Annotated in this window: 13 protein-coding genes; 12 read left to right on the plus strand and 1 reads right to left on the minus strand. The window is 43.0% G+C overall.

What is annotated here, in order from left to right; translation table 11 throughout:
* Positions 1 to 193: 193 nt before the first annotated feature.
* From ACP26M_RS16480 to ACP26M_RS16525, 10 genes are all read left to right on the plus strand, one after another.
* Positions 194 to 712 carry a hypothetical protein gene (locus ACP26M_RS16480; RefSeq protein ID WP_426581514.1) on the plus strand — a complete coding sequence of 173 codons (519 nt, stop codon included), beginning with the start codon at positions 194 to 196 and terminating at the stop codon, positions 710 to 712.
* A gap of 575 nt (positions 713 to 1,287) precedes the next feature.
* On the plus strand, positions 1,288 to 2,364 hold the full coding sequence (locus tag ACP26M_RS16485) for an AAA family ATPase (protein WP_426581516.1): 1,077 nt from the start codon (positions 1,288 to 1,290) through the stop codon (positions 2,362 to 2,364).
* 221 nt (positions 2,365 to 2,585) lie between these two features.
* Positions 2,586 to 2,918 (plus strand): hypothetical protein, encoded by a 333-nt coding sequence (locus ACP26M_RS16490; protein ID WP_426581518.1) that lies wholly within the window; start codon positions 2,586 to 2,588, stop codon positions 2,916 to 2,918.
* Positions 2,919 to 3,010: 92 nt separating this feature from the next.
* A complete protein-coding gene (locus ACP26M_RS16495) occupies positions 3,011 to 4,303 on the plus strand; it encodes a hypothetical protein (protein ID WP_426581520.1) in 1,293 nt (430 codons plus the stop codon).
* Positions 4,304 to 4,314: 11 nt separating this feature from the next.
* Entirely contained in the window at positions 4,315 to 4,752 is a 438-nt protein-coding gene (locus ACP26M_RS16500; RefSeq protein ID WP_426581522.1) for a hypothetical protein, read from the plus strand.
* A 310-nt stretch (positions 4,753 to 5,062) separates the two neighbouring features.
* A complete protein-coding gene (locus ACP26M_RS16505) occupies positions 5,063 to 5,497 on the plus strand; it encodes a hypothetical protein (RefSeq protein ID WP_426581524.1) in 435 nt (144 codons plus the stop codon).
* Positions 5,498 to 6,197: 700 nt separating this feature from the next.
* Positions 6,198 to 6,590, plus strand: a complete 393-nt coding sequence (locus tag ACP26M_RS16510; RefSeq protein ID WP_426581526.1) for a hypothetical protein — start codon at positions 6,198 to 6,200, stop codon at positions 6,588 to 6,590.
* 202 nt (positions 6,591 to 6,792) lie between these two features.
* Positions 6,793 to 7,275, plus strand: a complete 483-nt coding sequence (locus ACP26M_RS16515; RefSeq protein ID WP_426581528.1) for a DoxX family protein — start codon at positions 6,793 to 6,795, stop codon at positions 7,273 to 7,275.
* A 71-nt stretch (positions 7,276 to 7,346) separates the two neighbouring features.
* Positions 7,347 to 8,093: a sulfite exporter TauE/SafE family protein gene (locus ACP26M_RS16520; RefSeq protein ID WP_426581530.1), complete on the plus strand. Its 747-nt coding sequence runs from the start codon at positions 7,347 to 7,349 to the stop codon at positions 8,091 to 8,093.
* Positions 8,094 to 8,159: 66 nt separating this feature from the next.
* Positions 8,160 to 8,966 (plus strand): DUF5995 family protein, encoded by an 807-nt coding sequence (locus ACP26M_RS16525; RefSeq protein ID WP_426581532.1) that lies wholly within the window; start codon positions 8,160 to 8,162, stop codon positions 8,964 to 8,966.
* Between the two features lie 83 nt (positions 8,967 to 9,049).
* Here ACP26M_RS16525 and ACP26M_RS16530 read toward each other — a convergent pair whose 3' ends face one another.
* Positions 9,050 to 9,526, minus strand: a complete 477-nt coding sequence (locus ACP26M_RS16530) for a hypothetical protein (protein ID WP_426581534.1) — start codon at positions 9,524 to 9,526, stop codon at positions 9,050 to 9,052.
* Positions 9,527 to 9,760: 234 nt separating this feature from the next.
* Here ACP26M_RS16530 and ACP26M_RS16535 point away from each other — a divergent pair, with 234 nt between their 5' ends.
* Together ACP26M_RS16535 and ACP26M_RS16540 are read left to right on the plus strand one after the other, a co-directional pair.
* Positions 9,761 to 10,717 (plus strand): TIGR01212 family radical SAM protein, encoded by a 957-nt coding sequence (locus ACP26M_RS16535; protein ID WP_426581536.1) that lies wholly within the window; start codon positions 9,761 to 9,763, stop codon positions 10,715 to 10,717.
* Between the two features lie 406 nt (positions 10,718 to 11,123).
* On the plus strand, positions 11,124 to 12,428 hold the full coding sequence (locus ACP26M_RS16540) for an IS4 family transposase (RefSeq protein ID WP_426589693.1): 1,305 nt from the start codon (positions 11,124 to 11,126) through the stop codon (positions 12,426 to 12,428).
* Positions 12,429 to 12,484 lie beyond the last annotated feature (56 nt).

Raw genomic sequence — 12,484 nt, forward strand, 5'->3', positions numbered from 1 at the left:
TAACTACACCTATATAATACGCGGCAATAGCGACGGGCTTACCTGTCGCTATTGTTGTTTAAGCCCCCTCTATATCTCCCCGGTTGGGGTGAATTGAAGCCCTCTCCCCCCGAGAAGGATTTAGGGTGAGCTCTTTCCTAATTAAATTATAAATACATACATTTATAACCCAAAATCCCCGAGCCTGATTTAAATGCCTGCTAACACCCGAAACGCCATAACCGCCATCATAAACTTTGCCGCATCAGTCATGATAACCGCATGGTTCATTGAACAAAAGTTTGGGTACGTGGTTACGCCCGAAGCCATATTGTTATCCAACCTTGTTGCTTGCGGTAAATGGGTTGTGATGGTTATAGCGGCTATCATATTGCTCGAAACCAACAAATGGGTCTTCATCAGGCGTATGAGCTTTGCCAGCCTGGCTGGCAGCTGCGCCATGTTTTCTGTGTATGTGTTCAGGTATATACCGGTGAGCAGCTGGGAGCAGTTTACCTATGCTACAGTATTAGCAGTGCTGATGATGATCATATTCTTTTTTAAGGCCGTTGTAAACACCCGGCTATCACTTAAATGGTTTGCCGGATGGATGATTATCCTGATCATCAGTATACTGCTGCAAATTAAAGTAGTATTCCATTTGCACCCCGGAATTGTAACAAATGAGGTGTCCCATTTTTTTGATTCCCGAAAAAAAAATGAAATTTCCTGATCTCTTCTTTTTTTAAAAAACCGGGTGTTCCATTTTTTGAAAGCCGAAACGAGAAACAGTCATTTTCTGAAACACCTTAAAAATCAACAGTTTAACATTTTTGGTGAAACATGTCTAAATAGTTGATTATCAACAATTAAAGCTTTTTACCGGTAAATTTAACCGCTCATTAAAGCAGCAGTTCAACCGCGTTTTTCATCTTCTATTTTTTTCATTTTTTTGCTGTTTTTTGGGCATTTTTATTTGAACCCTCCATTTTACCGGCAGGTACTGACAAAACAGCGCCACCAATATTGCAAAGACCTACAGCTAAATTTGGCCTTCACCCAACCCTCTCCTTTGGAGAGGGCTTATGAAAATTTCCCGGGGGCAATTAAGTCAGGAGTACTAAGCCGGAAGCCATAAGTCGGGGTCCTTCCCGTTATGCAGTAAATGTTGGAAGATTTTTAATTCCCTCCCGGGGGAGGGAATCGCGCAATCCCTCTTTTTTTATTTCTTCCGAACACTTCTCCGCTACCCGGGCCTTATGGTTTGGCCTAAAAGATCAAGCATTAATTTATCAACGACATAACACTATGATTCAAAAAAATGGACGACCACTGGTTGTGGAAATGATCCGCGCCGATGTGCGCGAGGCGGCGCGAAGAGACGCTAAAAGAGGGATCCGCCCGAGGGTTTATGACCCTGACGCTATCCCTCCCGATGCTTTTATTATTCACCAGGCCAGTACATGGATGGAGATGGAACGCGAACGCCAAACGCCCCGGATGCTGTTCGGCGAGTTTTGGCTCGAGGGCGAACTGTGCATCCTGTTTGCCGATACCAATATGGGCAAAAGTTTACTGGCCGTACAACTGGGCGACAGCATTACCCGCGGCAAAGCCATCACACCTTTTAAAATGGATGCCGAACCCAGCCCGGTTCTCTACATTGATTTTGAACTCACCGGCAAACAATTTGAACAACGCTATACCGACGGCAGCATCACCCACACCTTCCACGAAAATTTTTACCGGGGCGAGTTTGATCAGATGACCGGCCTGCCGCAAGATTTTAAAACTTTTGATGAATTTATTACCCACGCGCTTAGCCGCGCTATTAAACGTACCGATGCCAGGGTGCTGATTATTGATAATATTACCTGCCTCCGCAACGGCACCGAACGCAGCAGCCAGGCGCTCTCGCTCATGAAACAGCTCAAACTGCTTAAAACCCGGCATGGCCTCAGCATCCTGGTGCTGGCTCACACCCCTAAGCGCAACCCTTCACTGCCTATTACCCGTAACGACCTGCAGGGCAGCAAAATGCTCATCAACTTTGCCGACAGCGCTTTCGCCATGGCCGAAAGCCAAACCCTGCCCGGTTACCGCTATCTTAAACAGGTAAAACAACGCAGCACCGCCGAAATGTACGGCAGCCATAACGTATGCCTCGGTCGGCTGGAGAGGCAAAACGGCTTTTTACAATTTGTATTTTCCCATACCGATAATGAGGTTAAACACCTGCGCCGCTACAGCCAAATCGAGCGCCAACGCCGGGCCGCAGATGTGCTCGCGCTTCATAAACAGGATTTGAGCCAAAGGCAAATTGCCGGCAGGCTGGAAATGAGCTTATCGGCGGTGAACAGGGTGTTGGGGGGGGTGGGGGGATAAAGTGGTTTGGGATATTGCAGCAAAGGTATTCTCGTTAATCGATATCATTAACAAATACTTACTATAAAACTACAATATTTTAGCAAAATCCATGGTAGCGCATAGGTAATACCATTTTAATGCCTTTCCTTAATAGGCTCCATGTGCATAAATAAAAATATTAAATATTCTTTAATTTATTATTTAGTTATTATCTTACCTAAAGACAATCTACTAAAATAATGAATCAACCTAAACCGGCTTTTAAAAAGCTACTACTTCTATGTGCGCCTATCACGCTCATCGCCGTAATTATCGGCAGTTGTAAAAAAGATAGCCATGTGACTACGCCGCCTGCTGCAAATCCTGCCGCTGTCAACGAAGCAAAAAGTTGGTACGAAAAATCTTATCCTGCCAACACCAAACTCTCTGTGCAGGCAGCATCTGTCGGCCAAGATTGGAGCCAAGGTGTAAAGCCTGATTGGAACAATGGTGCAACATATACACGCTTCGATGACGAGGTGCTCGAAATGCCGATAGACGCAGTGACCTCGGGAAGCTTGCCCTTGGCATAAAAGAACAAACCACCGGGACGGAATACAAAGCAGCGAACAGTAAAAGCTCATTTCTCTTGATAAAATCGCTTGGCGTCTATCAAGCCTACATTATGACTATTATCGGCGACCCGTCATATCTCAAAGGTGACCTCACGAAGCTTGATAACAACAAATACAACAAGCGGGACAGCGACTTTACCGGGATCGTATACTACAGTACCCCGAAAGGAGCATTTGTTAACGCGTGGACATACCAAAGTGGGAAGGTAATGGCGAAAATCTCACCAAACGCGGCATCTACGGGGTCTGCTGAAACAAACAACAGTATTCAAATAGACGCGATAAAGACCAACCTAATAGGAATAACGGTGTGCTATGCGTGGACGCAAACCACCACGTATGAAGGACATACCTACCCGCCAGTGACGCTCGATAGCTATTGTGTCACCACGTACGCGGGCGGCATGGGTGGTGGCCCGGATAACAACGGCGGCTCAGGTAGCACCGGCGGTGACGGGGGAGGCGGAGGAACAGGTAGTACTCCTGGTACTCCACCTGCGCCCAAAGACGATCCATGCGCGCCAAAAGGCGGAGCTGTTGAGAGCATCGGCAAAACGGTCAGCGTAAATGGACTACAAACAAACACATATCAACCGCCTGCCACACCAGTTGATCCAGGCGGGGGCTTTCCGCCACCAGATGGAAACGTGCCGTGTGCAACCGTTGTAACATCAACTCAGGTTACCATTCCCAATGCAGACATACGAGATAGTATTAGTACGAACTACCAATGCGCCCGGGCATTGGTGGCGCAGTTGACCACTCTCAATACCAATATTGCAAGGATACTGTATCAAGCCTTCGGCACGACAAGCAGTAAAAGCATCACGTTTGTTGATGGCCCTGCTGCTGATTTTACCGGCAATAATGCAACTGAAGATGGACATACGATCGGCTACAAGGTATATCTCAACCCCTTTGTTCTTGCCAATTCATCGAACGAATACCGGCTCGTAACGCTTTATCATGAGGCCATTCACGCTTATTTGAACTTGGAACACAAGACGCTTGGTGATGCTGGTTTCAGAGCCAAGTATCCGATGGTAAAAGTTGTTGCTCACTCCAATTTCACAAGCGTAGTCGGCGCTGACCCATACGATTATTGGATCGACCCCGGAGCCGGATACGAAACCAAGGTCGTAACAGGCGGTCACATAACTATGGCTGAATATTTCATTGGACAGCTTAAAGATGCGATATTAGCATATAATCCTTCTTTTCCTGCTGATAAGGCGCTGGCTCTTGCAAAAGGAGGAATCGTGGATGATAGCAGCATTAAATATGCCAACGACTCGGAACGAGATGTCAGAAAAGGCAACTCAGTTGGAACAAAATGTCCTTAATATAATTGATTATGAAACAAATTATCATCTCGCTTGCGTTCTTTTTATCGTCCGCATTGTCAATAAAAGCCCAGTCTAAATTAAATATTTACGGAGGAAAAAAACACGATCAGTTTTTAGGATGTGTCACGTGTACAAAAGATGATCCTAATTCCATCTGGAACACCCTGGGGAGATATGGATCCACCCACGAGACTAACTCAATATGGAACCCGAATGGCGTGTACGGAAGTACTAAGAGTGATTATTCCCCTTTCAATAAAAAAGCGAAATGTCCGCCGATTATACTTGACGAAAATGGTAAGTCTAAAGGATATATGACCGTAAATAGAAAGAATCCGAAACGGTCATGGGAACCGTTTGTAAATGCGGTGAGCGAAGAACGGCAGCAAATAGTTAAGGATATACCTAAATATTATAACGACAATTTTCACGACTTTCGTAATTGAACGACAATTTCAGTATATAAATAGCATGAAAAACCTGAAAATAGTCGTACTCTTAATTATCATTATTGCTTGCACTGCAAAAGCTCAAAGCAAGCTAAATATTTATGGAGGCAAAAATCACGATCAATTTTTAGGCTGCATGAACTATGACAATGAACAGCCGCATTCAATTTGAAGCCCATTCACCGATTATGGTTCTACCTCAGCTACCGCAAGCAACCTAACAGAAGTAAGGGCTATCTTTATGATTCTGAAAAGGATGTTCACAGGAGTAATTCTATAGGTACAAAGTAGATACAATAAAACTCTTATGAGGAAATTAGCGCTAATACTTTTCTTAACTGTCATAAGTTCCATTGCAGCAAATGCTCAAGGCCTAACGAAAATTTATGGAGGTAAACACTACGACCAGTTCCTGGGCTGCTTTGATTGCGATAGTCAAACGCCAAAGTCTATATGGAGTTTCTTTTCCGATTATGGTTCTGCTCATAGTCCAAAGTCAATTTGGAACGAACGAGGCAGGTACGGTTCTGTGACCAGTAATTATTCACCCTATAATCCCAAGGCAAAATATCCGCCGCGCGTTGTCGACGGCAGCGGGAAGCTTTTGGGATACTTAACCGTTAACAAAGACAATCCTAACCGGTTGCAAGGGTCAATTGCAGATCTGATATGCTTTAGCAGGGCAATGGTGCTAAAAGATGGTGTTGAAACTTATGGGGAAATCTTCGAGAAGGTAAGATAGCCCCTGCTACCGCAAACCAAATTCAATACTCAGCACATTCACCACAAGGCACAGCCTTGCGGTAGCGAAAGAAGCATCCAACAAAAAAGGCTAATCATTTCTGATCAGCCTTTTCACATAATTACCCGTTTAACTTATTATTTTTAACATTCATTTTCATTTGTACTGTGCGCAACAAAAAAACCGCATAATGCACTTGCGCTTAATGCCAATAATAACGTAATCATAGTGTTTAATTTTAGGTGAATAATTAATTAATACTATAATTAGTACGTATAAAACTGGCTATGGTTTTATTAAATAGTCGTTTTTTGATACCGAGGAGGCACTTTTACAATTATTATTTCTTTCAGGTTAAAAAATTAGGATATTATTAGCAATAAGCCCCAACACGCAACAAAATCAAAATAACTTTACCATTATTTGTGCAGTAAAATACAGCGTATTCGGCGCTTTATATAAATCTTTCGCGTTTGCTGCCGTGTTATGCATGTTATCAAGCTCATCGCTTTTTGCAAAAAGTCCTGAATTTTACCTTTGTTGGCTTTTAAAACGCTGCCAAGCATATCCCACGTGGCCTAGCCTTAATTTAATCTCCTCCTGTTGTGCATTATCTTGTTACAAAACCGTTCTTTAAAACATATTATCTTTGCGATACCGGTTTAACCATTACGCCAAAAACATTGTTAAAGGCCAAAGCATGATACACGGAAAAAACAGTAAACCCATACGTTCATCACTAAGTTTGATGATGATGGTGATTTTCCTGGTGCTTGGCTACTGCCCGGTAAGGAATACTTTGTGTTCGCTCGCCAGCCATTCGTCTCAAAATAAAGAACAAAAGGCCCCGCGCGATATCAAAGCTATTGTTGATGACGTATGTAACGCATATAATAGCGGCGATAAAATTATACCATACCAGGAAGTTGTATCAAAAACAACAATCCCCTTGCTCCTGGCAATTGTTGTAACAGCCGTATTTTTTGGGGGCATAGCCCTGTTAAAAAAGCTTGTTGTTTTATACCCCAACCCCGCTGCCCGGGGTTTAAATTCCATTCCGCTTTATTTGGCAAACAGGTCGTTATTGATCTGAACCTTTCCCGCCCATTTTATGCTTCTCGCCATGCAACAATTAAGTTGTGCGTTTAATTTAAGCATTGTCCACTAACGCCTTACGGCTCTTTGTATTCAATTTTTTAATGATCACCGGCTTTTCTGTTATTGATGTTGCTATCTGCAGCGGCATCTGTATACACGGCCTAAATGATCATTGCATATCAATTTTTTTTAAAATCATGATCAAACATATTTTTTCAATAACCGGTAAAAATTACCGGCAACCCGCTCCCCTGTTTCTGCGGCTGACTATCGGCTTCGGCTTTATGGCACATGGCTGGGCAAAATTAATTAAAGGTCCCGAAGCCTTCGGAAACCTGCTGGCCCAGATACATGTCCCTTTCCCGCATGCTATGGCATGGATGTCAACCTTAACAGAACTGGTTGGCGGCCTGGCCATGTTTGCCGGGTTTATGGTAAGCTTAACCGCCTTGCCACTTATCGGCATTATGCTTGTAGCCATGTTCGGTATTCAAATTCATTATGGTTTCAGTTCGGTAAAAACCATTGGTTTAACTCCCAATGGACCAATTTTCGGTCCGCCGGGATATGAGATCAATTTATTGTTTATCGCCGGGCTTATCACACTGCTTATTTCGGGTGGTGGTATATTCTCTGTCGATTCCATCCTGTCATCGAAACGAAGCCCAACTAAGTCGTAATAAAAAATAATAACAACCTATTGATCATTAAGCCTCCCGGCAAATGATCAATAGGTTTAATACACATTGATATGTACACTGTTTTTCTTTACATTTTTATCATAAGTTTTATTGCTACACTGGTGCGGTCGACCTTTGGTTTTGGCGAATCGCTGGTTGCTGTACCGCTGCTAAGCATATTTATCCCTCTTGGCGTTGCCGTTCCGCTTTCGGTACTCATTTCTGTTTTGATTGCGCTGGTGGTGGTGATACAGGATCATAGCAGCATCCAGTTTAACAGCGCAAAATGGCTTATCATTTTTGCTATACCGGGTATCCCCATTGGCTTACTGATTTTGATTTACGGTAACGAGTTTTGGGTAAAAACAGGGCTGGGTGCCCTCATCATCCTTTACTCATTATATGCCATATTTGGCAAAAACAGCTTTCAGCTTAAGTATGATAGTAAATTCTGGTTGTTTATCTGCGGATTTCTCTCGGGCGTTTTAGGAGGCGCTTACGGGGTTAACGGGCCACCGCTGGTTGTTTATGGTAACATGCGTAAATGGAGCGCTAAAAATTTCAGGGCCACACTGCAGGGGTACTTTTTACCGGCAAGCTTAATTGGTGTAGCAGGCTATATTTTTAAAGGGCTAATTACCAGGGAAGTATTGAAATATTTTATCATGTCGCTACCGGCTGTTTTCCCCGCTATTTTTTTAGGACGATATCTTAATCACAAGCTAAATAGCGCTTCATTTTTCAGGTATGTATATTGGGGCTTACTGCTTATCGGGCTATTTTTAATTGTATTTTGCCTGTTCAACATAAAAACCTGATGTACAAGCCATCAACAAAAACCCTATCTTTAAAATGGTTAAATTCACCTGAACTTATCTGCCTATATGGAACCTATTGCACAAGCTCAAACTATCGACCAGATTATTGAACAGTTAGAAGCCATTATTGCCGATGCAATAAAAACCGATAGCCGCGCCGGATATTTTGCGGCCCTATATCATAAAGTTACCTGCAAGGTAAGGGAAGGCATCCAAAACGGTGAGTTTGAAAACCCTGCCCGTATGGAACAACTGGACGTGATCTTTGCCAACAGGTACATCACGGCCTATCGCAGCTGGCAACAAAAGCAGCCTTGCTCCAACTGCTGGCAACTGGCGTTCGGCATCTTTAGTAAATCGTCAAAGCTGGTATTACAGCATCTGCTCATCGGCATGAATGCGCATATCAACCTCGATTTGGGTGTTGCCGTTGTTGAAGTAGCCAACAAGCTCAACCAGCCGCTAACCGAAGTTCATAATGATTTTAATTCCATCAATACTATACTATCGGCGCTTGCCTACGAGGTGATCAGCGAGTTGAACCAGATCTCGCCGCTGCTGTCATTAGCCGGCCTGCATGCGCAAAATAATTCTATCCTCATCCAGTTTGCCCTTAGCAACGCCCGTGATGGTGCCTGGTGCTTTGCCGAAGACCTGTTTACCCGTACCGGGGATGCTTATCCTAAGCAGATAGCCAGCAGGGATAATGACATCAACAAGTTGGGTTTAGGCATTGTTAACCCTGTTGGGATGCTGCGTATTACCGTATGGATCATTCACCTGTTTGAAAAACGTGATCCATCCAAAATAACTGAGATTTTGAGCACTTATAAAAAGACTTATTTAAAGGTGAATCCAACGGCTGCAACCTGATAAGCGCTATTCATGATTACCCTTACCTGGATATGGTCAGTGTCAAAAAGCTCCGGCCTGCATAACATAATTTATTATGTGCCTCACCATTCTCTCCATTCGCTGGCTATTCCTTCGCCGCCGCCAAAATCCTTAGGGTTAAGGCCACAGGCAATAGTAATTTGATCTACCAGTGCACAAAGATCTTCACGCTCCCCGGTTTCAATCAGGCTACTGTCTTCCGCATTTATATTATTTAATAACAATACTGCCCTTTTAAAAACTTCCACTTTGTCAGTACTTGGCGATTGCTCTCCAAGCTTTGTTAAATCGCTGATCAAACGATCAAAAACAGCCTTAAATCTACCGCAATTCTCCTCAGTGTACTGTTCAAATCCCTGATCAAATGCTTCGCGCCACCCCGCAAACGGATAACCTGCTTTGCAGCTTTGTAATTTTTTTCCGTAAGTAATATTGGCTAAACTTTTTGGGGCACTGGTTACATGGCCCGTAGCTGTTTTGATTTTAACTCCAGTTGTATTTGAACTGCAATTGCATAATAGCGGGATTATAGTTAGCAAAGCGAAGACTTTTATTGTTTGTGCAGGCAATTTGAAAGATTTTAGGTAATACATAATTAGGGAAATATAAGCTATTATGCAAACCCGTAATAAATAGTTAAGCCAATTAATGGCTATTTTATGAACGATGTGCAGATAAACGGGCCAACTTTCCGACTCATCAAAATTCATTATCTTTGCCGCTCAACCGGTGATAATCACAACAATCCGTGAAATCATCAAAAGGAAAGCAAAGTGGAACAGCAAACAATAACAACCTGGGAAAAAGGCTACAACAACTACGGGCCATGGCTTAAGGAAAAATACAAAGGCCATCGCGTGTTTAAAGTAATTGTTGATGGTGGTTTTACCTGCCCCAACCGCGATGGCTCAAAAGGCTACGGCGGTTGCACTTATTGTAATGTTGATTCCTTTACGCCTTCTGTCAGCCGCAACGCCCCTACTGTAAGGCAGCAGGTTGAGGAAGGTATGGAACGCGCGCGTAAAGGCAATAAGGCCGATAAGTTTATTATTTACTTTCAGCCCAATACCAATACCTACGCCCCGGCGCATTATTTGAAAATGCTGTACGATGAAGCCCTAAGCTACGGTACCGAAGATATTGTAGGCCTCTCGGTAGGTACCCGGCCCGATTGTATTGACGCCGAAAAGATTGCCCTGTTGGAAAGCTATACCGATCGTTTTGATGTTGATTTGGAAATGGGTATGGAAAGCATCTATAACGAAACCCTGAACCAAATCAACCGCGGCTGCAGCCATGAAGAACTGGTGAAAGCCCTGAGCCTGGTGGAAAACTCAAAACTGGATATTTGCGTACATACTATTTTCGGTTTCCCCTGGGAAACTAAAGAAATGATGCTGAAATATGCCGACGAGATCAACCGTTTTAAACAGATCAAGTTTGTAAAATTCCATCACCTGCATATTGTTGAAGGCTCGGTAATGGGCGTAAAATACAAACGCGACCCCTTCCACCTGTTTGGCATTGATGAATATGCCGATTTTCTGTGCGAGCTGTTACCACTTATTCGCCCTGATATCGTGATCCAGCGCCTCTTCGGCCTCAGCGACCGCGAACTGCTCATCGCCCCCAACTGGGGATTGAAAAAATCAGAGATTCAGTATTACATTGATCAGAAAATTTTAAGCAGAGGTGTGGTGCAGGGAAGCCGTCTGAACCTTGATTTATAGGATTTGCCGGATTACTCTGCCGTTGTTGATGTTGTCACCAACAACATTTACCCTCGGCTATCAATGGTAAAGCAATTAAGAATATGGTGTATTGAACAAATAGAAGTTGTTGGTGACAACACCATAGCCGTTAACCTAAGGATTTTAAAAAAGTTTTTTTGAGGAGTTATAAATGACGGGGCTTCGCCATTGGGCAAAACCACTTAGATTTTCCCATATTTGTATAGTTTAATATTTATTAAAAAGGCGGTTTGTTTTCGAGGCAATTACCGCCTTTTCTTTTATAAAAATAAGTTTTTTTTCGCGATAATCATTCATTTTAAGGGGAAAAGCGCCTTTTATTTTCGATCAAAGTACATTTGTTACTGATTATGCATCCGAACTACAAACCAGCATCCGCTCAGTTATAGACCCTGATAAACTTTCTGAATTAGCTCGAAAAAGTGGTTTCCTACAAAGGCAGTCCAAGCTAAAACCATCGGAGTTTATCGACACGTTGATGTTTAGTGATTTAGACCATAGCCAGCTTAGTCTGCAGGATTGCTGTAACGATCTGGCCCAGCAACATCAGAAATCTTTAAGTAAAGTTGGACTGCACAAACGCTTCAATACAAGAACGCTTGACTTTCTGAAATCGGTTTTGTCAACCCAAATGGCTTTAAAGCTGGATCATGGCCAGCTAAACAGCTGGCAGCCTTTTTCACGTGTGCTAATCGCTGATTCCTCTAAGTTTACGCTACCCGACCAATTCGCGGAAGATTATCCAGGCTTTGGAAACTTTGGAGTATCTTCTATTATGAACATTCAGTATTCTTTTGATTTGAAGCACGGGAACTGGGAGAACCTTGAATTAACAAAAGCAACTGAAAATGACCAAAGTCATTCGGGAAAGACATTAGACCGGATCTGCAAAGACGAATTGCATATCCGGGACCTGGGGTTTGTAACATTAGAATATCTTGCAAGAGTAATTAAGGAAGAGGCATTTTTCCTGAACAGACCTCACCCACAGGTAAAGTTTGTCCAGTGCAGCAATGGTAAGCAGATAGATTGGGTAAAGCTGTACCAAAAGATGCAGAATAATAATAATCATTTTGATACGGAGGTTATTGTTGGAACAGGTAAAGATGCCATCACTTGTCGCCTGATCGCTTTACCTGTACCGGAGGCGGTATGGTCAGAACGAATAAGAAAAGCTGAACAAAAAGCAAAAAGTCAGAAAAGTAAACTTACTGATAAGTACAAGACCCGTTGTAAATTCAGCGTATTCATTACCAATACAACGAAAGAATCCCTTAACGCGGCAGCTATTATTCAATTGTATCGCTTACGATGGCAGATTGAATTAGTATTCAAAACATGGAAATCGTTGTTCGGTATACATCAGATCAAGGCAGTTAAAAAAGACAGATTGGAATGCCAGTTGATCGCCAAATTCATATGGATATTACTCAACTGGAAGATCTTCCGATGTATCGATGCAGCTATTCAAAAGGGAGTGCCCGGATACGCTTGCTCTATGTGGAAGTTTTTCAAGCAGGCACGCCAGTTTGATTATGCATTAAGAAAAGTGGTAAAAAGCTCCATGAGCTTTGAACAGTGGTGCGAGATATTCATTTTCCCAATTATAAAAAACATGCTCATTGAACCTAAGAAACGGAAAAAAGCAGCCTTTGAGATTGTTTACGACATATTCAATCCCTTAGGTTAACGGATATGGTGTTGTCACCAACAACGGCGCAGATATACTTTATACGTCATCACGGT

Origin of the sequence: Mucilaginibacter sp. R-33, from assembly GCF_049949235.1 — a bacterium.
GTDB lineage: Bacteria > Bacteroidota > Bacteroidia > Sphingobacteriales > Sphingobacteriaceae > Mucilaginibacter.